Below are 26,722 nucleotides of genomic sequence, written 5' to 3'. Positions count from 1 at the left end.
CTGCCCCCTGGCCACCCCCCCCGCCATACCGGCTGTCTACCGCCCCCGCCACACCGGCGCGCGCTTCTCGACGAACGCGAGGGCGCCTTCCTTCGCGTCCTCGGAGGCGGCGATGAGCGGGAGGGCCTGGGCCGTCGCGGCCCAGCCCGGTTCCTCCCGGGGGCGTTCGCCCGCCGGGCCCTGCGCGAGGGCGATCCGTTTGTGGGCCTGCACGGCCAGCGGGGCGTTGGCCGCGATGGTGCGGGCCAGGCCGAGCGCCGTATCCAGGACTTCGGGGCCCGGCACCACGCGGTTGACGAGGTTGAGTTCCGCCGCGCGGCGCGCGCTGATCGGCTCGCCGGTGAGCAGTAGCTCCATCGCTATCGCCGCCGGCAGCTTGTCCATGAGCCGGAAAGCACCGCCGGCAGCGGCGACCAGCCCCCGCTTGACCTCGGGCAGCCCGAACTGCGCGTGCTCGGCGGTCACCACGAGGTCGCTGGCCAGCGCGAGTTCCGTACCGCCGCCCAGCGCGAGGCCGTTGACCGCGGCGATCGTGGGCTTGCTGATGGAGTGCGAGACGTAGCCGGCCAGGCCCCAGTGCTCCCGGCCGGGCGGAATCACCGGTTCGCCACGGCTGATGGCCTTGAGGTCGGCCCCGGCACAGAACGCCTTGTCGCCGGCCCCGGTGAGCACCACCACCCTTATGTCCTGGTCCCGTTCCGCCTCCTCCAGCGCGTCACCGACCAGGACGCACATCTCGGCGTTGACCGCGTTGCGGGCGGACGGACGGTTCAGGGTGATGAGCATGACGGGGCCCAGGCGCTCCACCAGTGCGGCGGGCTCCGCACCGGGAGCGGTGGCGTCGGCCGGCGTGTGTTCCGCGTGCATGGGTCGGTCTCCTTCGACGAGGTCCGGCCGCGGCCCACCGGTCCGGTCTCTCACGATCGCCGCATACTGTTCGGGCCGCTCAGTCACTGGAGGGCAGCGGTTTGGCGGTCTTGAGCGTCAGCGCCTTGCCGTCCAGGGCGAGCGAGCCCGCGCCGTCGTGCGTGACGAGGACCTCGATGGTGTTGCCGTCGTCCGTGTAGCGCTTGCCGAGGACGCTGCCCCCGGCGAAGGCGGCGTCGATCGCGAATCCCCGCTCGGGGTCGGCGGTGAGGTCGATCATGGGGTGTCCACCGCAGTGCACTACGGCGTCCGCGTTGCCGGCGCGCACCACGACGACCTCGGTCCCGCAGACCTGGCTGCGCAGACGGGCTCCGGTCTTGAGCATGCTGTTCTCCTCAGTCACCGGTCTGAACCGGCCTTGGTGACAATCCCGGCGACGATGTCCTTGCGCAGGATCTTGCCGGTGGCAGTGATGGGCAGCGCGCTCTGGAAGACGACACGGTCGGGGGTGCGCGAGCCGCGGAGCCGCTCGCGCGCGTACTGACGCAGCTGTTCCTCGTCGAGGTCGGCCCCGTCCTCGACGACCACGGCCGCGACGATGGCCTGGCCCCAGTGGTCGTCCGGTATTCCGACGACGGCGACGGAGCGCACCTGCGGGTGGGTGACGAGCACGTCCTCTATCTCGGCGGGCGCGATGTTCTCACCGCCGCGGATGATGGTGTCGTCGCCTCGTCCCACGATGAACAGATAGCCGTCGGCGTCCTCGTGGGCCAGGTCCCGGGTGGGGAACCAGCCCTCGCTGTCCAGCACCGACGCGGCGCCCAGGTACTCGCCGGAGACCTGCGCTCCGCGCACCCACAGCTCACCCTGCTCGCCGGGCGCGACGGGGTTGCCCGCGGGGTCGCGGATCTGCGCCTCGATGCCGGGCACGGGCCGGCCGATGGAGGCGAGCCGGGCCCGCACGAGTGGGTCGGTGCTGTTCAGGGCCGCCCGGTGGTCGTCGGGGCCGAGCAGCGCGATGGTCGAGCTGGTCTCGGTGAGCCCGTAGGCGTTGACGAAGCCGGCCTCGGGGAAGGCGTGAAGGGCCGCTTCGAGGGTGGGGCGAGGCATGCGCGAACCGCCGTAGGACAGGGTCCGCAGCGTCGGGACGTCGGCGGTCGCCCCCTTCGGCAGGCACTGCACGATGCGTTCGAGCATCGTCGGCACCACCATCGCCGATGTCGCGCCCTCCTCGCGGGCGAGGTCGATCCAGCGCCGCGGCTCGAAGTCCGGCAGGTAGACCATCCGGCGCCCGGCGTAGAAGTTCGTCAGAACCGTGCCCGTGCCCGCGACATGGTAGGGCGGGACGCTGATCAGCGCGGCGTCCGTCTCGGCCGCGGAGGCGAACTCCACCGTGCCCATGACGTAGCTGAGCAGATGGCTGTGGCGCAGTACGACGCCCTTGGGCGCCGAGGTCGTGCCGCTGGTGAACAGGATGATGGCGGGGGAGTCCGGGTCGACGGTCCGCGGCGGCAGCGGCGTCTCGGTGCGGGCCCGCATCCGGGCCGTGAAGTCGTCGGTCGTGACGAGGGGGGCGCGGGACGCGGCGGCGACCTCGTGGTAGCGGGGGTCCACGATCACGAGCGCCCCGTCGATCCGGTTGATCAGCTCGGTGAGCTGGGCCTGGCCGAGGCGGTAGTTGACGGGGGAGAAAGGGATACCCGCGTGGGCCGCCGCGAAGAGGAGCGTGGCCTGCTCGATGCCGGACCCGGCGAGGAACACGACGTGCTCGGCGCCCGACTCCTGCAACAGGGTGCCCGCCCGGGCCACCGCGTCGGCGAACTCCTGGTAGGTGTGCGTCGTGCCGCCGGTGGTGACGGCCGCGCGGTCGGGATGGCCGGAGGTGGCCATCTCCAGGATCAGTGAAATGCTCATGTGAGTTCCGATCGAGGGGCGCGATGGCGGGTCGCTCGTCTTCGCGCGCGGCGTGGGGGCGCCGGGGAGCGCCGGCCGGGGGAGTACGTGCCAGAAGCCGCGCGGCAGCCGCCACGTATGACAACTCACCCTGGCGGCAAGGCACGCACCTCACATCACTTCGGCTGGAAACGCAGCGCTCCGTCGAGGCGGATGACCTCGCCGTTGAGGTAGTCGTTCTCGGCGATGTGCTGCACCAGTGCCGCGTACTCGGAGGGGCTGCCCATCCGGTTGGGGAAGGGTACGGCTGCCCCCCAGCGCTGTTCGGCCTCCTCCCGCTCCATACGGAAGGCGGGCGTGAAGAAGGTGCCCGGCGCGATCGCCATGACGCGCACCCCCACCTTGGTCAGATCGCGGGCCGCGGGGAGCGTGAGCCCGACGACCCCGCCCTTGGCCGCCGCGTACGCGGTCTGGCCGACCTGCCCCTCGAAGGCGGCGATGCTCGCCGTGTTGACGATGACGCCGCGCCCGCCGTCCGGGCCTGCCACGTTCTTGGCCATGGCGGCGGCGGCCAGCCGCAGCACGTTGAACGTCCCGTTGAGGAAGAGGCTGACGTACCACTGGAACTGCTCGAAGGACGCGGGTGATCCGTCCCGGCCCACCACCCGGGAGGCGCCCGCGGCGCCGCCGTGCGCGCTGACCGCGATGCCCAGGGGAGCCAGGGCGGTCGCCGCGGCGATCGCCCCGTTCACTTCGGCCTCGTTCAGTACGTCGGTTCGTACATACGCCACGCGGCTGCCGAGTTCGTCGGCCAGGGACTTGCCACGGTCGTCGTCCAGATCCGCGATGATCACTGCAGCGCCCGCGGCGGTGAGCCTGCGGACGGTGGCTTCGCCCAGTCCACCGGCGCCGCCGGTGACGAGCGCCGAAACGCGACTGATGTCCATACCGGAAGTCCTCTCTGCGACTCGGCCGCCATGACAGCGACGCGAACCGGGAATCCAAAGTGACACACTTGTTAGATACGTGCAACCGTCGGGTGGTGGACCTTTGTTGGTCGTCGAGGGTGGTTGACGTCAAAGGTGGGTGAATATGTCAGATCAAGGTGCTGTCGTACGAGGTGCGGCGGCATCGGCGGGCAGCAGGAAGTCCGCCGAACCGCTGATGGCCACCCCGCCGGTCTGCCGCGTGCAGGTGAGCGCCACGGTGACCAGATCCAAGCCCTCTCCGTGCGGGGCGACGGCGGTGACCTCGCCGGCGCAGGTGAGCACGTCGCCCGGCCACACCTGCTCGCGGAAGCGGACGTGGAAGCGGCGGACATGCTCGGCGCCGAGCCAGTCCGTCGCGAAGCCGGCCAGCAGCGCGGCCTGGTGCATGCCCTGCGAGAAGACGGAGGGGTGGCCCGCGGCCCGTGCCTGAATGTCGTCGTAGTGCATCGGGTTGAGATCGCCCGAAGCCCCCGAGTAGCGGACGAACATCCTGGTCGTCAGCGGCCCGAACCGGCGGGGCGGGGCGACGGTTCCCTTGGCGTACGTGAGCGGCGCCGTCGTCACTTGGCTCCCTCCTTCGCGGCCGTCTCGATGTAGGTCGCCCGTGCCTCGGCGACCAGATCCCCGGCGGGGGAGCGGAATTCGGTGGTCACCACGGCGAAGCGCATCTCACCGCCGCGCTTGCCGGCCTTCGTGTAGCGGTCGATCAGCCGCTCGCGGGCGATCAGGGTGTCCCCGGCGCGCGGGGGCGGGCCGTGGAAGACGTACTCCTGTTCCCCGTGCAGCAACCGGGCACGCTCGAAACCCGTCTCGATCCGCCCGCCCTCGGGGGCCCAGCGGGCGGCGCAGGCCAGGAACGTCGGCGGGGTGATGGCCTGAAGCCCTTGATAGGCGGGGTTCTCGGACTGCATGGCGGCGGCGAATTCGCTGATCTTGCCGCGTTCTACAGGCACTTCGTACTCGGTGCCGGTCGCGCCGACCGGCGCGGACTGTGGGGGTGGGGTGGTCACTAGGCCTCCTGGTCCACGGCGGAATCTGACGCCACGTACATTATTTGTGACTGCGTTTCCTGTCGAGTGTCGAGGTGGGATCCGTATGTTCGCGCCCTGAGGGCTGTCGAGGGGTCCTGAACTCCATGTGTTCTGACATGTTCGTCGTTTTGGGTGGTTCTCTGTCGCGAAGGCGGCTCCCCGTCGAGGTGTGCGTAGGGGGCCGACGAGTCTCGATGGTCGTATAGCACTGTCAGAGAACGCTGTAGGCCGTCGGCTGTGACGGGCTGCTGGTGGCTGCTGGGGAGCCCTCTCCGCTTGCTGCCCACGGCGGGCGGGTTTGTGCGGCTCCATCCTCCGGCCGAGGTGTTGCAGCGTGCGGCGGGTGCCCCGACTGCAGCACGTCGGCGGTGCGAATCAGCAGTTCATGATGGTTGTGAGAGGGATCCGAGCCGATGTGCTCCCGGCGTTCGCGGCCCTCGTGTGCCGCCCGTGACCCGCCCGCTCGACGGGGACCGCGGTCCCGTCCTTCGACAGTTTGCATGGAACGGACTGTTTCGTGACACGACCATCAGATGTTACGGTCCGAACGATTGGCCAACCAGGTCCGGGAAGCCGGTCGTCCGGGCTCCGCCGCGCCCGAAACGGCGTGGCGCACAGTGCCGCAGTTGATTCCCGGAGGAATCCCATGTCACAACAGTCGGGCCGCATACTTCCGGAAGTGTCCGAAGAATCCCGTCCCTTCTGGACCGGTGGATTCGACCACGCCCTTCTCATTCACCGTTGCCGTTCCTGTCGGCGGTACTTCCACCCCCCGGTGGGCGCGTGCCACCGCTGCCGAAGCCGCGACGTGGGACCGGAGAAGGTGTCCGGCAGGGCGACGGTCGCCGCCTACACCGTGAACCACCATCCATGGTTCGACGCCTTCCCACCGCCTTACGTGATCGCCGCCGTCGAACTCGACGAGCAGCCCGATGTCCGGCTCACGACCTGTCTGGTCGAGTGCGACATCGAGCAGGTCACGGTCGGGATGCCCGTCGAAGTCGTCTTCGACGAACAGGACGACATCGCGCTCCCCTTCTTCCGGCCGGTGACGTCATGACCTTCGCCGACGACCGTGCCGTGGTCACCGGCATCGGGCAGTCCCGGATCGGCCGGCGCCTCGGCCGCACCGGCATCGATCTGGCCCTGGAAGCCGCCGAAGTCGCCGTCCGGCACGCCGGCCTGACGTTCGACGACATCGACGGAGTGGCCAGCTATCCCGGCCCCGTCGCCGCGGAGGACGGATTCGTGGGGGCGACCACGCACGACGTCCGAGACGCTTTCGGCCTGCGCACCCGCTGGCACACGAGCTCGGTCGAGACCTCCGGCCAGATCGGCACCCTGCTCGACGCCGCCGCGGCCATCGCGACCGGACGAGCCACCCATGTGCTCTGCTTCCGCTCGGTCTGGGAGGCCACGGCACAGGCGAAGGGCCGGGCCGCCGCCCTGACCGGGAAGGCGCAACGTGCCTCGGGGCACGCGGAGTTCCGGGTGCCGTTCGGCGCCGCATCCCCGGCGAACTGGATCGCCATGTACGCCCAGCGCTACATGCACGACTTCGGGCTGACCCGGGAGCAGCTCGGCAAGCTGGTGGTCAACACCCGCACCAACGCGGGCCGTAACCCCCAGGCGATCTACCGCGAACCGATGACGCTGGAGGAGTACCTCGACGCGCGGCTGATCTCCTGGCCGTTCGGTCTCTACGACTGCGACGTCCCGTGCGACGGCGCGACCGCGATCATCCTCTCCCGACGTGAGGAGACCGCCGGCCTGCCGAACCCGCCGATCTCGATCGAGGCCGCCGGGGCCGCGCTGTACGAGCGTCACACGTGGGACCAGCGGGCCGACCTGACCACCATGGCCGCGCACGATGCCGCGCGGTCCATGTGGGAGACGACGACGATGACCCCGTCGGACGTCGACTTCGCCACGCTGTACGACGGCTTCAGCTACCTGTGCACCCAGTGGATCGAGGCGCTCGGCTTCTGCGAACACGGCAAGGTCGGACAGTTCCTCGACGACGTCGACACCTACCGCCTGGACGGCACCCTGCCGATCAATCCGCACGGCGGCCAGCTGTCGGCGGGCCGAATGCACGGCTACGGCTTCCTCCACGAGGCCTGTCTGCAGCTGTGGCGTCAGGCAGGAGAACGACAGATCGCCAAGGACGTGAGAACCGTCGCGGTGGGAATCGGTGGCGGGCCCGAAGCGGGCTGCCTGCTGCTCCACCGCGCCGGCTGAGCGTCCGGGAGAGCGGCGCGCCCGCGCCCCGCAGCACACATTCGTACGAACTCGAAGGAAGCAGCCGGCACCTCAGGGACTGGCCCGGTCCGGCTGTCGTCGACGCTTGGGAGGAACCATGCCGCTTCAGGATCACATGCAGCTGATATCGGTGGACGACCACCTGATCGAGCCGCCGTCGCTGTGGACGGACCGGCTGCCGAAGAAGTTCCAGGAGGACGGTCCGCGGATCGTCGAAATGGACGCGAGCGAGACCACGAGCGACGACGCGTTGGTCGCCAGCCTCTTCAGCGCCGGCCGGGAGGGTGGAGAGTACAAGAAGCGGCTCGCGGAGGTCTGGACCTACGAGGGGAGGATCTACCCGAACATCGGCCTGAACGCGGTGGCGGGCAAGCGGCCCGAAGAGTACGGCATGGACCCGACCCGCTACTCGGACATGCTGCCGGGCTGTTACGACGTGCACGCGCGCGTCACGGACATGGACATCGACGGGGTTCAGGCCGCCCTGTGCTTCCCCACCTTCCCCGGCTTCGCCGGCACGGTGTTCATGGAGGGCAAGGACCCCGAACTGGCCCTGCTGTCGGTGCAGGCGTGGAACGACTTCCACCTCGACGAGTGGGCCGCCGCCTACCCGGACCGCTTCATCCCGATGATCGTTCTGCCGCTGTGGGACGCCGACGAGTCGGCACGGGAGATCTACCGGTGCGCGGCCAAGGGCGCGAAGGCGATCAGCTTCCCGGAGAACACGGTCGGGCGCGGCCTTCCGTCGTTCTACACCGACCACTGGGACAAGGTCTTCCGCGCCGCCGAGGAGACCGGCCTGCCGCTGTGCATGCACTTCGGCTCCTCGGGCAAGCCGCCCATCACCTCCCCGGAGGCACCGATGGCGGTCATGACCGCGCTGTTCGGCTGCAACTCCATGTACGCGACGGCCGACCTGCTGTTCTCCCAGGTCTTCTACAAGTTCCCCGAGTTGAAGGTGGCCCTCTCCGAGGGCGGCATCGGCTGGGTCCCGTACCTGCTGGACCGCATCGACCTGACCTGGGAGAAGCACCGCTGGTACCAGAACGTCAACAAGGAGGTCCGCCCCTCCGACCTGTGGCGCAAGAACATGTTCGGCTGCTTCATCGAAGACGACGAGGGCATTCTGCGGCGGGAGAAGGTCGGGATCGACAACATCATGTGGGAGGCCGACTACCCCCACTCGGACTCCCTCTGGCCCAAGAGCCGTCAGTACGTGGCCGACGCGATGCAGGACGTGCCGGACGACGAGGTGCACAAGATGGTGGAGCTGAACGCCCGGCGCGCTTACAACTTCCCCCGCTCCGAGTAGATCGCCGAGGAACTCAGGAAGAGAAGTCACCGGGCGGTCGTGCGTTCCGTGACCTTCTGCACGGCGACTGCCGGCTGGGGCGTGCGGCGGCGCGCGAGAGTGTCATTGGTGTCAGACAGTCTCCGGTCGCAAGGTGCTGCCGCACCGCGTCGCCAACGCCCCAACGGGTGAGCAAGCACGTCAGAGATGTTGACGCCCATGGTCTCCGTGCTTAGTGTACGGAGTGTCAGAAATGCGATATGTAGCGTCGGTGCCGGACTCTTGACCGGGGCCGTCTTCAAGCCCTGGAGCTGAGCATGAGCCACGGACGGGACATTGCGGCGTCCGACTGGACCGACGAGGACCTGCTGACGCGCGACGAGGCGAGCGGTCGGCTGAAGGAAGAGATCGACGCGGTCCGTGAGCGTCTCGCCATGCTGGAGAGCGGCGGGTCCGACGCACCTGCAGACGCCGCTTCCGTACTCCTGCTCACCCGCCGCCTCTCCGCGCTGGAGAAGCTGTACGGCGCGCTGTGACGGGAGACAGGCTGCACGGCAAGGTGGCGCTGATCTCGGGATCCACGAGGGGCATCGGACGCTCCGTCGCCGAGCACTTCGCCACCGAAGGCGCCCGCGTCATGGTCGCCGGGCGCACGGTGGACCGTGGCGAGAAGGTGGTCGCGCGCATCCGTGAGGCCGGCGGCGAGGCCGCGTTCCAGTATCTCGACATCGCCGACGAGCAGAGCGTCCGCGAGGCGGTCGAGGCCACTGTGGAGCGGTACGGGGAGCTGCACACGCTGGTGAACAACGCGGCCCCGACCGGTGTGGTGGCCCGCACCGTCAAGCCCATGTACGAGTACACGACGGCCGAATGGGACGCCATCGTGCGTGACACGCTCACCGGCTCCGTGTTCTGGACGACCAAGTACGCCTGGCCGCACCTCGCCGCCGCCGCGGGTGCCTCTGTCATCAACGTCTCTTCGGGGCAGTCCGTGGCGGGCTTCAAGGGGTTCAGTGCCTACGGTGCGGCCAAGGGCGCCGTGAACAGTCTCACGCGGACGCTCGCGGTGGAGGGCAGTGCGGACGGTATCCGTGCCAACTGCCTGATCGTTGGCCGGGTGGTCGCCCTACGTGGGGACTCCGGCCTGCACACCGGCGGCGGCCGGCTCACCAGGATCGGTCAACCGATGGACATCGCCTACGCGGCGACGTGGCTGGCCTCGGACGAGGCCACGTTCGTCACCGGCGCGACGGTCACCGTGGACGGCGGGTTCTCCGTCAACGGTGACGCCGCGTCAGATGCCGAGAGGTCCCTCGCCTGAGAGGGGCCGCACACGGCGAGCGACGGCCCGGTTCTCGCCGGTCCCCGCAACAGGGAACGCTCCGGATCGAGGGTGCCGCGCCGGCGACAGTCGCAGGCCGCGCTCGACCGCTCCCCGTCCCGGACGAGCGGTCGAGCGCGGCGGCCACCGGCCGTGCTACGCCGCGAGCCCGTCGCCCACCGCGGCGCTCCACTCCTGCCGGGCGGCGACGGCCGCGCGCCAGGTGCGGATGGTCTTCGGCGGCATGCCGACCGAGAGGGCGCCCACCAGGTGGTCGCCGGTCCGGTAGACGGCGATGAAGCGGCGCGAGGCCAGATCGCCCTCCACGACCGCGACCTCGTCGTGGCCGCGCAGATAGCCGTACGCCTGGATCTTCATGTCGTACTGGTCGGACCAGAAGTACGGCACCGGTGCGAACGGCTTGCGGGCGTCGGGGGCGAGCAGGTTGCGGGCCACCGCCATGCCCTGCTCGGCGGCGTTGGTGCGGTGCTCGATCCGCATCGACGTCTCGAACAGCGGGTTGTACCAGCGGGCCACGTCACCGACCCCCCACACACCCGGCGCGGCCTGGCTGTACTCGTCGCAGACGAGGCCGTTGTCGAGGGTGAGCCCGCTGCCCTCCAGCCATTCGGTGTTGGGATGCGTACCGATGCCGACCACCACGTCGTCCGCCGGTACGACGGTCCCGTCCGTGAGCCCGACTCCGGTGACCTGCCCGCCGGAGGAGACGATCTCCCGCACCGTCACGCCGGTGCGCAGATCGACGCCGTGGTCGTGGTGCGCCTGTGTGAGGGTGCGTCCGATGTCCTCGCCGAGGGCGTGGGCCAGCGGTACCGGTGCCGGTTCGAGCATCGTCACCTCGATGCCGAGCCCGCGGGCGACCGCGGCCGCCTCGGCGCCGATGAATCCGGCACCGACCACCACCAGACGCCGCCCCGGCGCCAGCCGTTCCTTCAGCGCGGTCGCGTCCTCCAGGGTGCGGATGACATGCACCCCGCGCACGCCCGTGCTGCCCGGCAGGCGCCGGGGCCGGACTCCGGTGGCGACGACCAGGGCGTCGTAGCCGACCGTGTCCCCGTCGGCCAGGGCCATGATCCGGTCCTGGACGTCCACGCCCACGGCCGCGCCGCCCAGCCGCAGTTCCAGGCCGAGGGCGCCGATGTCCTCCCGCGAGCGAAGGGGGAGCCGGTCGGGTCCCCACTCTCCGCTGAGGATCTGCTTGGACAACGGAGGCCTGTCGTACGGGAGATGCGGCTCGTCGCCGATCAGGGTGACGGTGCCCTCGTAACCGTGCCTGCGCAGGGTCTCCGCGGTCGCCAGTCCGCCGGCGGAGGCGCCGACGATGACAACCCGCTCCATGTCATACCTCCTGCAGCCGGATGGCCGCCGCCGGGCAGACCATCGCGGACTCGCGTACGCCGTCGTGCAGTTCGGGTGCCGGGTTCTCGTCCAGCAGGACGACCATGCCGTCGTCGTCCCGCTGGTCGAAGACCTCGGGTGCGATCAGCACACACTGCCCGGAGGCGACGCACTTCGGGACGTCGACCTCGACTTTCATGGTGGTCATATATGGATCCGCCTTCCAGTGGGGGGGCTCAGGGGAAGCGGTGTCCCGCACAGGCCTGTACGGGACACCGCCGGGGGGGTCAGTTCGGGAACGGCATTTCGAGCAGGCCGGTGAAGACGCCGCCCATCGTGCCGCCGTCGGTGATCACCGGGGCCCCCGTGACGCAGGAGGCGGCCGAACTGCCGAGGAAGAGAAGGACATCGGCCTGCTCCTCGGGGGTGGCCGGGCGGCCGAGCGGGATCGGGAAGGAGTCCCAGAAGTCCTTCCCGACCGCGGCCTCGAACTCGGCCGTCATCGGAGTGATCGTCGGCCCGGGCATCGTGCAGTTGAGGCGGATGCCCTTCTCGCCGAGCGCCACCGCGGCGTACTGGGTCCAGATGACCGCGGCCTCCTTGGACGTGACGTAGGCGTGGGCGATCTCGTCGGGGTGCTTCTCGCACCACTCCCGGGCGTCGTCGAATCCTTCGGTGCGGATCAGGGGGCGCAGGGTCTCGACATTGCGCATCCAGCCCGACCCGGCCTGGGAGGCGATCGTGGTGACCGAACCGCCCGGCAGCATGTAGGGGACGACGGCTTCCGTGAGGTGCCGTACACCCACGAAGTTGATGAGTACGGTGTCCAGGTTCGAGGTCTTGTTGCTGGGGACGCCCACGCAGTTGAACAGATGGGTGACCGGACCGCCGATCTCGGCGACGGCGGCGGTCATCGCCTCCGCGTCCTTCAGGTCCGTGGCGTGGAAGACGGCGCCGGTGTCGGTGTCGGGGGCCTTGAGGTCCAGGACGTGGACCTCGGCGCCCAGCGCGGTGAGCTTGGCCACCAGCGCGGCACCCATGCCCGCGCCGCCGCCCCCGCTGACGATGATTCGGGAGCCCTCATATCCAAGATCGATGGAAGCCATGTCTGTTGTTCCCTTCTGGACTTTCGGATGGTTACGGGTGCCGGCCGGGGAGCCGAGGTCACCAGGTGACGGGGAGGGACCAGACGCCGTAGATGTCGGCGTCGGTCTTGAAGGCGACCTCTTCCAGCGGTACGGCGAGCCGGAGAGTCGGTATACGCCGGGCCAACGTCTCGTAGAACACCTGGAGTTCGACGCGGGCGAGCGGCTGGCCGAGGCACTGGTGGATGCCGTAGCCGAAGCCGAGGTGGTCGCGGACGCCGCGCCGGATGTCGAGCGCGTCGGGGTTGTCGTAGTGGCCCTCGTCACGGTTGGCGGAGAACGTCAGCGGCTGCACCGCGTCGCCGGCCTTGATCTGCCGGCCGCCGATGACCGTGTCCTCCTTGGCGAACCGGTAGTTGGGGTCGTCGTTGATGGTGAGGTAACGCATCAGTTCCTCGACGGCGCCCGGGGCGAGGGCGGGGTCCTGGCCGAGTGCCTCGTACTGCTCGGGGTGCTGGAGCAGCGCGAGGGTGCCGAGCGCGGCCATGTTGCCGGTGGTCTCGTGTCCGGCGACCAGCATGAGCATGGCCATGGCGTGGACCTCGTTGCGGTCCAGTCGGCCGCTGCGAAGCTGGTCGTGGACGAGGCGGCTGATGATGTCGGCCTCGGGGTCCAGGTCCGGGTCGGCGATGCGCTGGTCGACGAGGCCGAACACGTAGCCGTTGAGCTCCATGGTCTTTTCCATGCGCACGTCGTCGGGGACGTCGCGTTTGAAGGCGTACGTGGTGCGGTCCTCGAAGAAGGCGTGGTCGCTCTGGGGTACGCCCAGCAGCCAGCAGATGACCGTGTTCGGCATCGGCATGGCGAGCACCTCGAAGAGGTCGGCGGGCTGGGGGCCGGCCAGCATGTTGTCGATCAGTCCGTCGACGAGCTCCTGGATCCTGGGCCGCATGGCCTCGACGCGCTTGACCATGAAGTCGCGCGTGAGCATGCGGCGCAGGTCGTCGTGTTCGGGCGGGTCCATCTTCAGGAAGGACCCGATGTTGCCGCCGCCCGCCGCCTCCAGGCCGGCCTTCATGCCGGGGGTCAGCGGGAAGTGGGGATGGGTGATGTCGGCGCTCAGCGACTCGCTCTGCAGCGCCTCGCGGACGTCGTCGTACTTGGTGAGCAGCCAGGCGTTCTTGCCGTACAGCGTGGCCGGGGCGACCGGGCACTTCGAGCGGAGCTCGGCGTACTCCGGCGGCGGGTCGAAGGGGGTGGAGCGCTGCATCGGGAAGGGGAACCGGTCGTTGCCGCCGGAAAGGCGCTTGATCAGATCGCGGGTGTGGTCGTCGATGTGGTCGTCACCGGGGTCTCGGACAGTTGTTTCGGTCATCTCGCATACCTCCGCCGTTGTGGGGGATGAGGCTTGAGTAAGCACTGATTACTTACGCGTTAACACCGTAAACCAATTGAACCGGGTGGGGACAGCCCCGGGGGAGGTTTTGTTGGATGCGCGGGTTGTCCGAGACTGTCGGGATCCGAAGTGCGAGAGGGGTCGAGCGGTCGATGAGTGCTGGTCAGACGGGCGTAGCCGTAGTCGTGGAGAAGACGGAGCAGCCACGAGTGCGCAATCCTCGGGGCGAGGGGCAGCGGCTGCGCCAGGAGATCCTGGATGCCGCCGGGCGTCTGCTGGAGGAGAGCGGGCAGCCCGGCGCGGTGTCGCTACGGGCCATCGCCCGCGAGGCCGGTGTCACTTCCGCGGCCGTCTACAAACAGTTCAAGGACAAGTCCGAGCTGATGTGGGTGCTGCTGGACGATGTCTACGCGACCTTGGCGGAGGAGATGCGTGCGGCACGGCTGGCTGCGCCCGCCGATGATCCATGGGCGGGTCTGATCGCCGCCATGGACGCGTACTGCCGCCACGCGCTGGACAGTCCACGCCGCTACGAGCTGCTGTTCCACACGGGCCCCGCCCTTCCGCCGCCCGAGCGGACCGGCCGCCACCCCATGAGCAGGCTGCTGCGCGCCTGGCGGCAGGCCGTCACTCCCTGTGTGGACGAGGACGACGGCAGAGTCGGCCCGCTCACCGCTGACCGGGTGGCGAAGCTGCTGTGGACCGGACTCCATGGCCAGTTCGGGCTGTGGCGGAATGCCCCGGAGGCCATCGACGAGACGGAACTCAGGGCATTGCGCGACTCCCTGCTGTTCGCGCTCTTCGGACGCTGCTGACCTGTTCCGGGCGACGGCTCGACGGTGCGGCCGGAGGGTCAGGGGTCCCTGCGGCAGCCTGCCCTCGCCCGGCGGACCCGGGCGAGGGCAGGCAGCGGCGCCGGGTGTCAGCCCAGATCGGCCAGATCAGCCAGATCAGGGCGGTGCACCAGGCTGATCCCGCTCAGCACCGGTGGCAGCGAGCCTCTCCGGCCGGTGAAACCGACCGTGACATGGCCGCCTTCGCCGACGGTCACCAGGAAGGTCTGCCGGTCCGCGGTCAGTGTGCCGACCGCCTCGGTGATGTCGTATCCGGACAGCGTCGTCCTCCCGTTGGCGGTGACATCGAAGGCCCGCGAGCCGGGCGCGGTGCCCTTCCTCGGCTCGGCGAATTCGAGCGTCACCTGGTAGGGGCCGGACGGGAGGTTGTCGAACCGGTAGGCGTCCATGCCCTCGCGCTGGGTGCGGTACAGCTTGTCGTCCGCCGTACCCGCGATGGCGGTGGAGGAGCCGAGCGAGACGACGCGTGAACTTCCCGTCCAGCCGAAGGAGTCGGCGCGGTATTCGCGGTCGGCGCTCCATCGCGTACCGGAGCTGTCGGTGTACGTGTCACGGGCCCCCGCGTCGACGGCCTGCTGATGGGCGGAGACCACGAGCTTGACCGGAAGCGTCACCGGCCCGGCCCGTCCGGAGTCGGCGGCGAGTTCCACATACGCCTTGTAGGTGCCCGACTCGAGGTCCGCGGTGTCCGCCGTGACGGTGACCGTCGCCGACTCTCCGGGCTCAAGAGCGGTGTCGGAGACCTTCGTCGACAGCCAGCCGACGTCGCTGGGCGCCGTGTGGCCGCTGCTCACCCGGTAGACGGTGCTGGTGGACGGGGTCGAGATCCACAGGTCGCCGGACGGGTCGGTGTCGATGCCGCTCACCGCGATCTTCTGGGCCTCCGGGTCGGGTACGGTGCCGGTCTGCTTGCAGGTGCCCATGTCGTACGTGAAGATGTCGCCGCCGCCGACCAGGTACAGCCCGCCGGTGCCGGGGTGGTAGGCGACGCCGTACACCGCCTTCGTCCACTGGCAGCCGGTGATCAGCTTGCCGGGCTTCTCGTGGGAGAGGCCCGCCACCTGGTAGATCTTGCCGGTGTCGGCGCTGCCCAGGTAGAAGGTGTCGTCGTCGGCCCGGTAGCCGAGACCGCGCGAGATCCCGCCGCCGACCGCTGACACGTCGAGGTGCTTGGTGGTGCCCGTCTTCGGGTCGATGCAGGCGATCAGGGACGCCGGCCCGATCTTGGTCGGCTGGCACAGCAGGCCGTGCCGGGTGTCGTAGGTGAAGTCCACATCGTCCGAGGAGTACCAGGCGGTGTTCTCGCGTCCGGTGGGCTCCAGTTCCTTCCTGTCGTACTCGACATGGGTCTTGGACGGGAAGTCGTTGAGCCAGACGTTGCCCTCCCCGTCGACGGCCGTGCCGGAGATGTTCTTCAGGTCCGGTGCCTGGAACTCGGATATCACCTCACCGGGTTCGCGTGCCCCGGTCGTTTGCGCCCCTCCGCCGAGCTCACCCGCGGAGAAGGTCAGTGGCTTGCTGCCGGTGTTGGTTACCTTGACCGGGACGCTCGCCTTGCCGCCCTTCTTCACCACCCATGGGTCGAGGTCACCGTCGACCTCCGCCTTGAGCGCTCCCGCGGGCAGCGCGATGCCGAGGTCGCTCCATGCGTCGTTCTTCACCTGCGCGGTCACCAACTGGGTCGAGTAGCCCGACGCGTCGACCGAGACGTCGTAGCCGGTGCCCGGCGGGACGCGGAAGGCGAAGCGGCCCGCGGAGTCCGTCGTCGTGGCGGCGATCTCCTCGCCGTCGGCCGAGACCGTGACGGTGGCCCGGCTGACCGGGTCGCCGTCGTTCTCGTCGGTCACCGTGCCGTTGAGGTAGCCGCCGTCGGGCGGTGTGATCCGGACGGCGCGTTCGTCCGACAGGGGCTCGGAGCCCAGGTGGGAGTACTGGAGGGCGTCGGTGCCGGTGGCGTTCTCGATGCCGACCGTCGCCGAGTGGCCCAACTCGTACGGGTCTTCGGGGTTCAGATCGCGGTAGGCGAAGACGATGTCGCCCGTGGTCTCGTGCAGTACCGTCTCGAAGTCGACACGGACCCAGCTCGCCGAGAACATGGTGGCGTCGCGGAACTCGATGACGAACCTGCGGTTCGGGGCCTCACCCAGGGTCTTCGTGTAGACCTTGGAGGTGCCGTCCAGTTTGACGTCGTCCCAGAAGGGATAGATCGCCGCGTTCGGATCGGTCTTGTCGGGGAGCGGTTTGTTGAACGGCCAGACCAGGTGCGGCTGGAAGCCGAGGTAGCCGTCGCTGGCCAGCCAGCCGCTGCGGTAGACCTGGTTGTACAGCGGGAACGCGAACGGCAGGTCGATCTTCGCGCTCATCTCGTCGCCGGAGAGGGCGAACGGCTCGTCCGCCTCGATGTACTCCGCCGTCTCCACTCCGCAGGTGTAGCCGAACTTGTCGCGCTTGGAACCGAGCGTCACGTCCTGGCTCTCGTCGCCGTCCACGGTGAGCTCGATGCTCGCCGAGCCCAGACAGCCCTGCGGAGTCGCGACCTGAAGGGTGTATGTCCCCGCCGCGACCTCGGGCAGGGTGTAGCGGCCGTCGGCGTCGGAGACCACCGGCTGGACCGGTGTGTCCGACAGGGACACCGTGGCCCCGGCGACCGCCTTGCCCCCGTCATCCCTCGACACCGTCCCCGAGACCTTCCACACCGCCTTGGCCGCGAGCGCGAAGTCCTGGGTGACGGCGGCCTTGTCGGCGACGGTGACGGTCGCGGTTCCGGTCTCGTATCCGTAGATCGAGGCCTTCACGGTGTACTCGCCGGGCGTCACGGTCAGTTGGTACGTGCCGTCGGCCTCGGTGGTGACATTGCGGTCGGAGGCACCGGTCAGACTGACGCGGGCGCCCGGGACGGGCTTGCCGGTGGACTGGTCCGTGACGGTGCCGCTCAGCGTGCCCGCCTCGGCGCCGGGCGCGCGCCGGACGGCGGCCAGGGCGTCCAGCTTGCCCTCGCCCCAGGTGTTGTTGTCGTCGGCGCTGCCGCCACAGGTGGTTTCGTCCACGTCCACGGCGGTGTCGTCGAGGATCGCGACGGTCTCCTGGTACCGGCCGATCAGCCCGGGCGACGCGGACCACAGCAGCGCGACCGTGCCCGCGACATGCGGCGCCGCCATCGACGTACCGGACGAGGAGCCGTAGCCGCCGCCGGGCAGGGACGAGCGCACGCTGCTGCCGGGGGCGGCGATGTCCGGCTTCACCTTGCCGTCGGCGCCGGGCCCGCGGCTGGAGTACGAGGCGATGGACCCGGCGCTGGTGAAGGCGCCGACCGCGTAGGCGGACGAGGAGTCGGCGGGCGAACCGGCCGTGTCGCAGTTCGGGCCGTCGTTGCCGTTCGAGAAGACCCCGAAGATCCCGGAGGCGGTCCATGCCGTCACGATGTCGTCGAAGAAGGGGTTCTCGTCGCCGCCGTTGGTCTCGCCCCAGGAGTTGTTGATGATGTCGGGGCGCAGATCGGCGCGCGCGTTCTGCCCGCTCAGGTCGGTCGGGGCGAGCATCCACTGCGCCGAGGCGAGCAACGACTCGGTGGTGCAGCTGTTCGACTCGCAGCCCTTCGCGGCGATCCACTTCGCGCCGGGCGCGACCCCGATCTGATTGCCGGCGCCGTCGTCGCCGACCATGGTGCCCATGGTGTGGGTGCCGTGACCGTAGTTGTCGCAGGGAGCCACGGACGGGGTGCCGCAGACGGCGGCCGGGTCGTACCAGTTGTAGTTGTGGTTGTAGGTGCCGTCGTCCTGCGAGCCCCGGTACTGGGCGACGAGCGCCGGATGGTCGTACTGAACCCCGGAGTCGATGCTGGCAACCGTGATGCCCTGCCCGGTGGCGCCGCGCTCCGACCACACATCGTCGGCGTTGATCGCGGCCAGGCCCCATTCCACGGAGTTGACCTCGGCGGCGTCCTTGGCGTCCGTCGGCTCGATCAGCTCGGTCGGCTGCGACTCGGTGATCTTCTGGATGCCGGGCAGCTCGGCCAGTTCGGTGACGAGCTTCTCCGAGGCCCCCGGCACATGGATCTGGTTGGAGATCCAGTACGAGGTGAACTCCGCGCCCTCGCCCCGCAGTTGGGCAGCGGTCTCCGCCTGGGCGGCGCCGGCGGCCGCCTTGAGCGCGTTGATGACGGCCTCGCCGCGGTCGGTCCAGCCCTCGGTCTCGGCGGCCTTCGACAGATCGGCCTCGTCCTCGAAGACCAGCCACACATCGGCGGCCTTCTTCTCCTCCAGGGTCTCGGAGACCTCGGCGGTGATCTCCGCGCGGTCGTCCGCGGCCGAGGCGACGGGGAAGGAGGCCACCAGTGCGGGTGCGAGGAGGGCCAGGGCCAGAACGGCCGCACGCGTTCTGCCACGACCACGGCCGCGTCTTGGTATGAGTGCCGGTGGGCTATCCGGGAAAGGCATGGCGACTCCAAGTCGAGGACAGTCGGATGTGCAGACCGGTCACCCCGTTCACCGCGTGAGCGGCGAGCACGGTGTGCCCCCACCGCGCGCACCACGCGCCGATGGCCTCGGGGACCTCCGGATGCCGCGTGTGGATCTCCAGTACGCCCCCGGCCAGTTCCCGCGCGTAACGGTCGAGGAGCACCTCGACCCGCGGCCACTCCTCACCGCCCGCGTCGACGACTGCCTGCGGGGTGTTCTCGGGCATGGATCCTCACGATGGCTCGGGGGCGCTGTCGGTCTGTGCGCGGAACCGTAAGGTCCGGCAGTTACCGTCGCGTTCCCCGGTGTGGTAACTCGCCGAGGCCTTCAAGGAGTTGGGTGGCGGACGTACGGGCCTGGCCGTCTCCGTTGGCGTCGGCGATGCCGAGCGCGTCCGCCAGGATCCCGGCCGCCTCGCTCTCCCGCCCCAGCCGGATGAGCACCCGCGCCTGGTTGGTGAGCGCGTACGGCAGGCACCAGGTCTCGCCAAGGCGGCGGGCCAGGGTCAGCGCCTGCGCCGCGTGGTCCGCCGCGGCCGTCAGGTCACCGAGGTTCAGGGTCTGCTGTACGAGATTGCCGCGGGCGAGGACGACATCCGCCGGATCACCCGCGAACTCGACCAGCTCAAGCACCCGTTCGCCGTGCGCGTGCGCCTCGGCGAACCGCCCTTCGCGCTGGGCGAGTTGTGCCAGGACGTTGAAGGGACCGACCAGGCGCGCCGGATCCCCGGACGCCTCCGCCGGTGCCAGCGCGCGCTCCGCGGTCCGCCGGGCCTCGGGCAGCCGACCGAGGAGCAGAAACGCGGACGCCCTGTTGGCCAGGGCCCGGGCCAGCAACAGCGGCTCACCGCCGCAGAGTTCCTCCGCTCTCCCTGTGGCCTCCAGTGTCTCCGTATAGCGACCGGTGCCGAAGTACAGGACACTCGCGGCGAGATGGAACAGCGCGGCCGTACGGGCGTCCACCGCTGCGGAGTTGTGTTCCGCGAGGGCGGGGTCGTGCTCTGCGAGTCCGGGACTGTGTTCCGCGAGGCCGGAGTTGTGCTCTGCGAGTCCGGGACTGTGTTCCGCGAGGCCGGAGTTGTGTTCCGCGAGTCCGGGACTGTGCTCCGCGAGTACCTCCAGTCCTTCCGCGGGCCGTCCGGCGCGGCTCAGTACCTCCGCCAGCGCCGCCGCCGCCCGTACCGCCCGAGCCGTGCTGCCGGCGTCGGCGAAGGCTCGCATCGCCGCCCGCAGGACTTCCTCGGCCCGGTCGTAGCGCCCCAGCGCCCGCAGCACCGCACCCCAGGCATGGCGATCCTCGGCCGCCGGGAGTCCGGCGGCGTCCAGCCGGGCGACGAGATCTCGGTAGTGGCCGTCGGCGGTGTCGTTGGCGTACATCGAGGCCGCCCGGCGCGCGGCCCGCCGCAGGAAGTCGACGGCTCTCGGGTCGTCGGCGCGGCTGAGGTGGTGCGCGGCCGTGTCCACCGCCTCGGGCCGGTGCCGTACGAACGCGTCGGCGAGGAGCATGTGCAGCTTGCGCTGCCGTGCCGCGGTGAGCGCGTCCCGGCAGGCCAGCCGGATCAGGGGATGCCGGAATCCGTACGTGACGGACGGGAGCCCGCTCTTCACCGCGGGGGACTCGCCGATGATTCGGCTGCGTACCGCCTGGTCGAGATCATCGAGCAGTGCGGTGTGAACCAGCCCCAACTCTCCTGCTGCCTCGGTGAGTTCCGCGGCATGCAGCGGCTCACCCGCCACGGCGAGCAGCTCGGCGACCGCCTGCGCGCCAGGGTTCAGAGCCTGGATCCGCTGGGCCGCCAGATAGCCGATGCGCTCCGGAACGGTGCCTTCGCCGTGCCGCAGGGCCGCCGCCCGGTCCGGCGCCGCGGCCAGTTCCCGAGCGAACAGCGGGTTGCCGCCGGAGAGTTCACAGCACGCCCGCACCGTGGCTTCGTCGGCCTCGCCGATCGCGTCGATCACGAGCCGCCGGCAGTCCTGCTCGGCCAGTCGCATGATCTCGACCCGGCCGGCCATTCCCTGGGCCAGCAGCGAGGTCAGCGGCCTCATCCGCGGGTCGGCGGGAGAGAGCTCACCCTCGCGCAGCGTGGCCAGGACCCGGAGGCGCCCGGCACCCACCCGGGCAAGGTGGTAGAGCAGTTGGAAACTCCCCAGGTCCGCCGCGTGCAGATCGTCCAGGACGAGCCAGAGGCCGGTCCTCGCCTCCTGCCCTGCCTCGGCGAGCAGCGAGGCGACCGCGTGGAACAGCTGGGTCCGTTCCTCCTCCGGACCGCCCTGGCTGCGAGGACCGCCCTGGCCGTGAGCACCGCTCTGGCCGCGCGGACCACTCTGGTCTCGACGCGCGCCCGTCGTCGGCAGCAGTCCGGCCAGGGCGGGATGACGTACCAGCGCGGCTTGTCCGTCCGGGTCCGGCAGGGCGGCCAGATAGTCGTTGACCGCGTCGCCGATCACCCCGTACGGCGTCGGTCCCTCGGCGTCGTGCGCGGTTCCCCACAGCACCACCGCCCCGCCCTCGGCGGCCAGCCGGGCCGCCTCGGCCGCGAGCCGTGTCTTTCCCGCCCCGGCCTCGCCGCTGATCACCACGACCGGCCAACGCGGTTCGGCCAGCTCCTGAAGGACCCGCTCCCTGCCCCGCATGGGTGTGTCGACGTGGCGGTTCACGGCTTCCGGCAGCCGCCGCTCCGGGGTGACGGGCAGCGCCCGGGCCAACCGCTCACGCAGCACCACCAGTTCGGCCTCGTAGGGTGCCAGCCAGTCGGCATACCGGTCCTCGGGCAGCAGCTCCTGCCCGAGACGTCCGACCGCCTCCGCCAACGCACCGCGGTTTCCCTCGCGCAGCGCCGACCGCACCTCGTCCACATCGACCCGTACATGACGCAGGATCACCATCTCGCCGTCGGCGACGAGATAACTCCGCCCGGCCCCCTTCTCCAGCCCCGACTCCAGGACGTGCCGTGCGGCGTGCAGAGCCGCCCGGAGATTACGCCCGGCCGCCGCTTCCTCCGCGCCCGGCCAGCACGCGTCGATCAGCCGCTCGCGATGCAGCCGGTGACCGGGGGCGAGCGCGAGCACCTTCAGCACCGTCCTGGCACTGGAGCGGCGCCAGTTCCCGGTCAGGGGTGTGCCGTCACGGGACAGACCGAACCCGCCCAGCAGTGACACGGTCACCACAGGCGGATCACCGGTCACGGTCCCACCTCCAGCGGCTTGGGCAACGGTGTGTCGGCCGGCCCCGCAGCATAAGGATCACCGGCACCGCTCACAAGACCGTTCTCAGCGGAGATTGCGCCGCAGTCGTACCCGGTACGAGTAGTGCTCGGGCAGGAAATGGCTGATGGCCAGCTCGACCGGGTGGCCCGTGGCGGACAGGTACAGCCGGTCGATGCGCAGCAGGGGGTGGGCCGGCGGGCAGCCGAGACGGGCGGCGGTCTCCGGAGTGGCGAGGCCGACCGTGACGGACTGCTCGGCCTCCGCGATGGGGTCGGGGAGTCGGCTGTCGAGCAGGCCGATGACCGTGACGCGGCTGCGCGCCCCCTCCTCGGTCAGTTCCGGCCGGTCGGCCAGGAGTTGCCCGGCGCCCGGCGGCAGATGGACCGTCGTCAGACAGAACGGGGTGTCCTCGTGCAGCCGCAGGAAGGTCAGGGTGTCCACCCGGTCGGAGTCCAGCCGCAGTCGGCCCGCCGCGTCCAGGTCGACGCGGCGGCGCAGCGGTGACACCAACCGCATCGTCGTGTCGAGCGAGAGCGCCATGAGGTCCTCGACCGAGCCGAACTGGCGCAGGTACTGCTCCTCGCGGGGTGCGGCGAAGGTGCCGCGCCCCGGGACCCGGTGGACGAGGCCCTCGGCGACCAGGTCCTGGAAGGCGCGCCGCACGGTCTGACGGCTGAGGCCGCGGGACGCGGCCAACTCGGCCTCGGTGGGCAGCCGCACACCCTCGGGGTACTCGTGGCGCAGGATCGCCTCGCGCAGCTCACGGGCGAGCCGCACATAGGCGCTGTCCCGGCCGCCGGGCCCTTGACCTGCCCGGGTCGCCTGTGTCCGCGTAGTGCGCGCCATGTCCGCCGTCTCATCGCCCTGCCGGAGTCCCGTGAGTTTCTCATGGCCGCGAAGGCACGTCCGTTCAGGCGTCCAGGCCGCCGCGCGCGACGAGTTGCCGCACGATCACGTTCCGCTGGATCTCGTTGGTGCCCTCCCCGACGATCATCAGCGGGGCATCACGGAAGTACCGCTCGACGTCGAACTCGGTGGAGTAGCCGTACCCGCCGTGGATGCGCATCGCGTTCAGCGCGATCTGCATGGCCGTCTCGGAGGCGAAGAGCTTCGCCATGCCCGCCTCCATGTCCACGCGCCGCCCCGCGTCCGCCTCCCGGGCGGCGTGCAGGGTGAGCTGGCGGGCGGCGGTGAGCGAAGTCGCCATGTCGGCCAGGTAGTTGCCGATGGACTGGTGCTTCCAGATCGGCTCGCCGAACGTCTCACGCTCCTGCGCGTAGCGCAGTGAGTCCTCCAGCGCGGCCCGGCCGACGCCCAACGCCCGTGAGGCGACCTGGAGTCGGCCGGTCTCCAGGCCCTTCATCATCTGGCCGAAGCCCTTGCCCGCCACACCGCCGAGCAGCGCGTCGGCGGGCACGCGGTAGTCGTCGAAGGTCAGCTCGCAGCTCTCCACGCCCTTGTAGCCGAGCTTGGGCAGATCGCGCGAGACCGTCAGTCCTGGGCCGTGCTCGGCGAGCAGGATGGAGATGCCCCGGTGCTTGGGTTCGGCCTCGGGGTCGGTCTTGCACAGCAGCGCGATCAGCTGGGAGTGGCGGGAGTTGGTGATCCACGTCTTGCCACCGTTGACGACGTACTCGTCCCCGTCGCGCCGTGCGACCGTCCGCATGGCCTGGAGGTCGGAGCCGCCGCCGGGCTCGGTCAGCGCCATCGTCGCGCGGAACTCGCCGGTGGCCATCTTCGGCAGGTAACGCTGCTTCTGCTCCTCCGTACCGAAGTGCAGCAGCAACTTCGCGACGACCGTGTGGCCGCCCATCGCGCCCGCCAGGCTCATCCAGCCGCGCGCCAGCTCCTCGGTGATCAGGACGTAGCAGGGGGTGGAGACGGGTGTGCCGCCGTACTCCTCGGGGACGGCCAGGCCGAAGATGCCGAGCTGCTTCATCTGCTCGATGAGGGCCTCGGGGTAGGTGTTGGCGTGCTCCAGCTCCCGTACGACCGGGCGGACGTCCTTGTCCACGAAGTCGCGCACGGTGCCGACGACCAGCTGCTCGTCGGGGGAGAGGATGTCGAGAGAACTCACTGCGCCGCTGCTCCTTGCTCGTGGTCCCCATGTTCGGGGTCCGGGGTGTCGATGACGCCTTCCGCGCGCAGTCGGTCGATGTCGGCGCGGCTGCGGCCCAGGGTGGTGAGAATCGCTTCCGTGTGCTGCCCGGCGGCCGGGACCGGATCCATGCGCGGGCTGACGCCGCTGAGGTCGGCCGGCGGCAGCAGCGCCTGGACGGGGGCTGAGGCGCCGGGGACGCGGATGTCCCGCCAGCGGTCGCGTTCGGTGAGCACGGGGTGGTCGAGGAACTCCGGGATCGAGTTGACGCCGGCATTGGCGATGCCCGCCATGTCCAGCAGCGCCATGGCCTCCTCGCTGCCCAGTCCGGCGAAGCGCGCGGAGACGATCGCGTTGAGAGCGTCGCGGTGGGCGACCCGGTCGGCCCCGGTGGCGAAGCGCGGGTCGGCGGCCAGCCCCGGGTCGTCGAGCACCTGGCCGCACAAGGCGTTCCACTCCCGCTCGTTCTGGATGGACAGCAGCACGTCCTTCCCGTCCGAGGCGGTGAAGGGCCCGTACGGCGCGATCGTCGCGTGCTGCGCGCCCACACGTGGCGGCTGTGTGCCGCCGTAGCGCGTGTAGTAGGCGGGCTGGCTCATCCACTCGGCGAGCGCCTCGAAGAGGGACACCTCCACGGCGGGCGCGCGGCCTGTCGTCGCCCGCGTGTACAGCGCGGTCAGAATGCCGCTGTAGGCGTACATCCCGGCGGCGATGTCGGCCACCGAGATGCCGACCCGCGCGGGTTCTTCCGGGGTACCGGTGATGGACAGCAGGCCGGTCTGGCACTGCACCAGCAGGTCGTACGCCTTGCGGTCCTGCCATGAGCCGCTGGTGCCGTAGCCGCTGACCGTGCAGGGGATCAGGTAGGGGTAGCGGGCCTGGAGTTCGTCCGCGCCCAGGCCCATGCGGGCGGCGGCGCCGGGCGCCAGGTTCTGCACGAACACATCCGCGCCGGCGAGGAGTTCGTGCAGGATCTCCCGCCCCGCCTCGGACTTCAGGTCCAGGGAGAGGGATTCCTTCGAGCGGTTGAGCCAGACGAAATAGCTGGCCTGGCCGTGTACGGACGTGTCGTAGCGGCGCGCGAAGTCCCCGCCGCCGGTCCGCTCGACCTTGATGACACGGGCGCCGAGATCGGCGAGCTGACGGGTGGCGAAGGGCGCGGCGACGGCCTGCTCCAGGCTGACGACGGTGATGCCCTGCAGGGGCAGGGCGGCGGGGGTCATCGGGTGGCCTCCTGGGGGAGTTCGGCGAGCAGCAGGGCGCGCGCCGAGTCCCATGTCGCGTCCTTGAGCATGTCCGGTACGTCGTTGCCGCAGGCGGCGAACTTGTCGGCCAACTCGGAGTCGGTGGGCGGGCGTTCAGGGGAGCCGGGGGGCTGGGTCAGCGCGGTGTGCAGGACGCTTCCGTCGGTGAGGGTGACGCGGAGGGTGGCCTCGCCGTCCAACAGGCCCGAGCCGCCACCGGTGCGTACCACGTCCACGGCGGTCACCAGCCGCTGTGCTTCAGGCCTGCGGACGGCCGCGTCGGTGAAGGCGTCGAAGCCGGGATAGTCGTCGAGCAGTGCGGTGGCGACGGCGTACTGCATGCTGAACTTGCCCTCCAGGCCGGTGGCCGGCCGGTCGTGGATGAGGGGGTGCATGGTGGCGGCAGGAGTGGTCACCCGAACCTGCGCCACGTCGCGCGCCGCGCACTTCGCGCGAATCTCGTGCAGCGCGGCGATCGGCCGCTGCATCGCGTAGCAGCACGGGAACATCTTGACGGCGAGACCGCCGGGCACGGCCGGGCCGCCGCTGTCCACACCATTGCCCTTGCCGGCGCTTTCGGCCCCTACCAGCTCCAGCCACGCGTCGAGGGCCCGTGGATCGGCCGTGGCCCCGGCTGCCGCAAGCCGCGCCGCCCGCACGCCCGCCTCGGCCGCGAACCCGACCTGCAACGACTTGCCGTGCGTACCGAACGCCGCCTGCACCCCGCCCGCGCCGGGCAGTGCCAGCGCCATCGCGGTCGCCAGTTGCCGGGGTCCCAGGCCGAGGGCGATCCCGGCGGCGACGGCGGCGGCCGGAGCGCCCGCGGTGCAGGTCGCGTGCCAGCCCGCCGCGTAGTGCGACCAGCCCAGCAGTCCCCCCAGCCGGGCCATCACGCCGGCTCCCGCCAGATACGCCCGCGCGTCCCCGCCGGTCGCCAGCACGGCCGGCACCACCACGACGCTGATGTGCGTCGTCGACTCGATGTGCAGATCGTCGAAGTCCAGCACATGCCCGACCGCTGCCCAGCGCGTCGCGTCCGGCAGCGGCGCGGTGAGCGCCCGCACCGGATGGTCCCGCCCGGCCAGTGTCACCGCGACGGTGTCCAGCAGCGAGCGCCGGGCGAGCGCCAGGTCCCCGCTGCCCGGCTCATATGCGTACGCCCACTCGGCGAGCGACTCCGCGATGACCACCATGGCTTCCTTGGCTTCCTTCCGCGACCGCGCAGCGGTGTGCGAGGTCGTCCAGTATTTGTACGGCCAAATGGTGCGGTCGTCAACGGTCGTAACTGAGGGCGTTCAGGTGGGAGTTAATGGTGAATGGCTTGACTGGGAGAGTGTATGGCCGGAGGCTTGGATCACATTTGTACGGC

23 protein-coding genes and 1 pseudogene are annotated in these 26,722 nt (G+C 70.2%); 7 read left to right on the top strand and 17 right to left on the bottom strand.

The genetic code is table 11. The features are described from left to right. Positions 1–36: 36 nt before the first annotated feature. The 6 genes from LUX31_RS04200 to LUX31_RS04175 form a co-directional block, all read right to left on the bottom strand. Entirely contained in the window at positions 37–867 is an 831-nt protein-coding gene (locus LUX31_RS04200) for a crotonase/enoyl-CoA hydratase family protein (protein ID WP_235473176.1), read from the bottom strand. A gap of 79 nt (positions 868–946) precedes the next feature. Beyond that, positions 947–1,252, bottom strand: a complete 306-nt coding sequence (locus LUX31_RS04195; RefSeq protein ID WP_235473175.1) for a hypothetical protein — start codon at positions 1,250–1,252, stop codon at positions 947–949. A 14-nt stretch (positions 1,253–1,266) separates the two neighbouring features. Next, positions 1,267–2,781 (bottom strand): class I adenylate-forming enzyme family protein, encoded by a 1,515-nt coding sequence (locus LUX31_RS04190; protein ID WP_235473174.1) that lies wholly within the window; start codon positions 2,779–2,781, stop codon positions 1,267–1,269. A gap of 155 nt (positions 2,782–2,936) precedes the next feature. Then, positions 2,937–3,707, bottom strand: a complete 771-nt coding sequence (locus LUX31_RS04185) for an SDR family NAD(P)-dependent oxidoreductase (RefSeq protein WP_235473173.1) — start codon at positions 3,705–3,707, stop codon at positions 2,937–2,939. Between the two features lie 153 nt (positions 3,708–3,860). Next, entirely contained in the window at positions 3,861–4,313 is a 453-nt protein-coding gene (locus LUX31_RS04180; RefSeq protein ID WP_235473172.1) for a MaoC/PaaZ C-terminal domain-containing protein, read from the bottom strand. Then, the gene (locus LUX31_RS04175) at positions 4,310–4,759 is read right to left on the bottom strand and encodes an FAS1-like dehydratase domain-containing protein (protein ID WP_235473171.1); all 450 of its coding nucleotides are present in this window, start codon (positions 4,757–4,759) and stop codon (positions 4,310–4,312) included. The genes LUX31_RS04180 and LUX31_RS04175 overlap by 4 nt, the downstream gene beginning before the upstream one ends. 667 nt (positions 4,760–5,426) lie before the next feature. On the opposite strand from LUX31_RS04175, the pseudogene LUX31_RS04170 reads away from it, so the two are divergent. The 6 genes and pseudogenes from LUX31_RS04170 to LUX31_RS04145 form a co-directional block, all read left to right on the top strand. Then, positions 5,427–5,579, top strand: a pseudogene (locus LUX31_RS04170) (zinc ribbon domain-containing protein); the annotation flags it as partial. A gap of 9 nt (positions 5,580–5,588) precedes the next feature. Then, complete coding sequence (locus tag LUX31_RS04165) at positions 5,589–5,840, top strand: Zn-ribbon domain-containing OB-fold protein (RefSeq protein WP_235479792.1); 252 nt, start codon at positions 5,589–5,591, stop codon at positions 5,838–5,840. Continuing rightward, positions 5,837–7,021 carry a thiolase family protein gene (locus LUX31_RS04160; RefSeq protein WP_235473170.1) on the top strand — a complete coding sequence of 395 codons (1,185 nt, stop codon included), beginning with the start codon at positions 5,837–5,839 and terminating at the stop codon, positions 7,019–7,021. Before LUX31_RS04165 ends, LUX31_RS04160 begins: the two co-directional genes overlap by 4 nt. A 118-nt stretch (positions 7,022–7,139) precedes the next feature. After that, entirely contained in the window at positions 7,140–8,354 is a 1,215-nt protein-coding gene (locus LUX31_RS04155; RefSeq protein WP_235473169.1) for an amidohydrolase family protein, read from the top strand. Positions 8,355–8,650: 296 nt separating this feature from the next. Next, the gene (locus LUX31_RS04150; RefSeq protein WP_235473168.1) at positions 8,651–8,869 is read left to right on the top strand and encodes a hypothetical protein; all 219 of its coding nucleotides are present in this window, start codon (positions 8,651–8,653) and stop codon (positions 8,867–8,869) included. Continuing rightward, on the top strand, positions 8,866–9,654 hold the full coding sequence (locus LUX31_RS04145) for an SDR family NAD(P)-dependent oxidoreductase (RefSeq protein WP_235473167.1): 789 nt from the start codon (positions 8,866–8,868) through the stop codon (positions 9,652–9,654). Before LUX31_RS04150 ends, LUX31_RS04145 begins: the two co-directional genes overlap by 4 nt. 156 nt (positions 9,655–9,810) lie before the next feature. Here LUX31_RS04145 and LUX31_RS04140 read toward each other — a convergent pair whose 3' ends face one another. The 4 genes from LUX31_RS04140 to LUX31_RS04125 form a co-directional block, all read right to left on the bottom strand. Next, positions 9,811–11,013, bottom strand: coding sequence for an NAD(P)/FAD-dependent oxidoreductase (locus tag LUX31_RS04140; protein WP_235473166.1), 1,203 nt, complete (start codon positions 11,011–11,013; stop codon positions 9,811–9,813). Position 11,014: 1 nt separating this feature from the next. Beyond that, on the bottom strand, positions 11,015–11,212 hold the full coding sequence (locus LUX31_RS04135; protein ID WP_235479791.1) for a ferredoxin: 198 nt from the start codon (positions 11,210–11,212) through the stop codon (positions 11,015–11,017). 88 nt (positions 11,213–11,300) lie between these two features. After that, a complete protein-coding gene (locus LUX31_RS04130; RefSeq protein ID WP_235473165.1) occupies positions 11,301–12,119 on the bottom strand; it encodes a coniferyl-alcohol dehydrogenase in 819 nt (272 codons plus the stop codon). Positions 12,120–12,177: 58 nt separating this feature from the next. Then, a complete protein-coding gene (locus LUX31_RS04125; protein ID WP_235473164.1) occupies positions 12,178–13,473 on the bottom strand; it encodes a cytochrome P450 in 1,296 nt (431 codons plus the stop codon). Positions 13,474–13,646: 173 nt separating this feature from the next. On the opposite strand from LUX31_RS04125, the gene LUX31_RS04120 reads away from it, so the two are divergent. Next, positions 13,647–14,309 (top strand): TetR/AcrR family transcriptional regulator, encoded by a 663-nt coding sequence (locus tag LUX31_RS04120; RefSeq protein ID WP_235473163.1) that lies wholly within the window; start codon positions 13,647–13,649, stop codon positions 14,307–14,309. 107 nt (positions 14,310–14,416) lie between these two features. Here the strand turns inward: LUX31_RS04120 and LUX31_RS04115 are convergent, their stop codons facing one another. The 7 genes from LUX31_RS04115 to LUX31_RS04085 form a co-directional block, all read right to left on the bottom strand. Next, the gene (locus LUX31_RS04115; RefSeq protein WP_235473162.1) at positions 14,417–18,784 is read right to left on the bottom strand and encodes a S8 family serine peptidase; all 4,368 of its coding nucleotides are present in this window, start codon (positions 18,782–18,784) and stop codon (positions 14,417–14,419) included. After that, positions 18,768–19,031: a sulfurtransferase TusA family protein gene (locus tag LUX31_RS04110; RefSeq protein ID WP_235473161.1), complete on the bottom strand. Its 264-nt coding sequence runs from the start codon at positions 19,029–19,031 to the stop codon at positions 18,768–18,770. Before LUX31_RS04110 ends, LUX31_RS04115 begins: the two co-directional genes overlap by 17 nt. A gap of 61 nt (positions 19,032–19,092) precedes the next feature. Then, on the bottom strand, positions 19,093–21,990 hold the full coding sequence (locus tag LUX31_RS04105; protein WP_235473160.1) for an ATP-binding protein: 2,898 nt from the start codon (positions 21,988–21,990) through the stop codon (positions 19,093–19,095). A gap of 84 nt (positions 21,991–22,074) precedes the next feature. Further along, positions 22,075–22,857: a GntR family transcriptional regulator gene (locus LUX31_RS04100; RefSeq protein ID WP_235473159.1), complete on the bottom strand. Its 783-nt coding sequence runs from the start codon at positions 22,855–22,857 to the stop codon at positions 22,075–22,077. 64 nt (positions 22,858–22,921) lie between these two features. Further along, entirely contained in the window at positions 22,922–24,088 is a 1,167-nt protein-coding gene (locus tag LUX31_RS04095) for an acyl-CoA dehydrogenase family protein (RefSeq protein ID WP_235473158.1), read from the bottom strand. Further along, positions 24,085–25,332 (bottom strand): CaiB/BaiF CoA transferase family protein, encoded by a 1,248-nt coding sequence (locus LUX31_RS04090; protein ID WP_235473157.1) that lies wholly within the window; start codon positions 25,330–25,332, stop codon positions 24,085–24,087. The genes LUX31_RS04095 and LUX31_RS04090 overlap by 4 nt, the downstream gene beginning before the upstream one ends. Next, positions 25,329–26,546, bottom strand: a complete 1,218-nt coding sequence (locus LUX31_RS04085; RefSeq protein WP_235473156.1) for an MmgE/PrpD family protein — start codon at positions 26,544–26,546, stop codon at positions 25,329–25,331. The genes LUX31_RS04090 and LUX31_RS04085 overlap by 4 nt, the downstream gene beginning before the upstream one ends. Positions 26,547–26,722: the final 176 nt, after the last annotated feature.

The sequence above is a fragment of the Streptomyces sp. GQFP genome (assembly GCF_021545335.1).
Taxonomy (GTDB): Bacteria; Actinomycetota; Actinomycetes; order Streptomycetales; family Streptomycetaceae; genus Streptomyces.
Note: the sequence above shows the minus strand (reverse complement) of the source record. Positions and strands in the feature narration are given on the sequence as shown.

Coding starts and splice junctions, on each gene's coding strand:
- LUX31_RS04200 (WP_235473176.1), bottom strand. CDS start 867: ATGCACGCGGAACACACGCCGGCCGACGCCACCGCTCCCGGTGCGGAG.
- LUX31_RS04195 (WP_235473175.1), bottom strand. CDS start 1,252: ATGCTCAAGACCGGAGCCCGTCTGCGCAGCCAGGTCTGCGGGACCGAG.
- LUX31_RS04190 (WP_235473174.1), bottom strand. CDS start 2,781: ATGAGCATTTCACTGATCCTGGAGATGGCCACCTCCGGCCATCCCGAC.
- LUX31_RS04185 (WP_235473173.1), bottom strand. CDS start 3,707: ATGGACATCAGTCGCGTTTCGGCGCTCGTCACCGGCGGCGCCGGTGGA.
- LUX31_RS04160 (WP_235473170.1), top strand. CDS start 5,837: ATGACCTTCGCCGACGACCGTGCCGTGGTCACCGGCATCGGGCAGTCC.
- LUX31_RS04155 (WP_235473169.1), top strand. CDS start 7,140: ATGCCGCTTCAGGATCACATGCAGCTGATATCGGTGGACGACCACCTG.
- LUX31_RS04150 (WP_235473168.1), top strand. CDS start 8,651: ATGAGCCACGGACGGGACATTGCGGCGTCCGACTGGACCGACGAGGAC.
- LUX31_RS04140 (WP_235473166.1), bottom strand. CDS start 11,013: ATGGAGCGGGTTGTCATCGTCGGCGCCTCCGCCGGCGGACTGGCGACC.
- LUX31_RS04135 (WP_235479791.1), bottom strand. CDS start 11,212: ATGAAAGTCGAGGTCGACGTCCCGAAGTGCGTCGCCTCCGGGCAGTGT.
- LUX31_RS04130 (WP_235473165.1), bottom strand. CDS start 12,119: ATGGCTTCCATCGATCTTGGATATGAGGGCTCCCGAATCATCGTCAGC.
- LUX31_RS04125 (WP_235473164.1), bottom strand. CDS start 13,473: ATGACCGAAACAACTGTCCGAGACCCCGGTGACGACCACATCGACGAC.
- LUX31_RS04120 (WP_235473163.1), top strand. CDS start 13,647: ATGAGTGCTGGTCAGACGGGCGTAGCCGTAGTCGTGGAGAAGACGGAG.
- LUX31_RS04115 (WP_235473162.1), bottom strand. CDS start 18,784: ATGCCTTTCCCGGATAGCCCACCGGCACTCATACCAAGACGCGGCCGT.
- LUX31_RS04110 (WP_235473161.1), bottom strand. CDS start 19,031: ATGCCCGAGAACACCCCGCAGGCAGTCGTCGACGCGGGCGGTGAGGAG.
- LUX31_RS04100 (WP_235473159.1), bottom strand. CDS start 22,857: ATGGCGCGCACTACGCGGACACAGGCGACCCGGGCAGGTCAAGGGCCC.
- LUX31_RS04090 (WP_235473157.1), bottom strand. CDS start 25,332: ATGACCCCCGCCGCCCTGCCCCTGCAGGGCATCACCGTCGTCAGCCTG.
- LUX31_RS04085 (WP_235473156.1), bottom strand. CDS start 26,546: ATGGTGGTCATCGCGGAGTCGCTCGCCGAGTGGGCGTACGCATATGAG.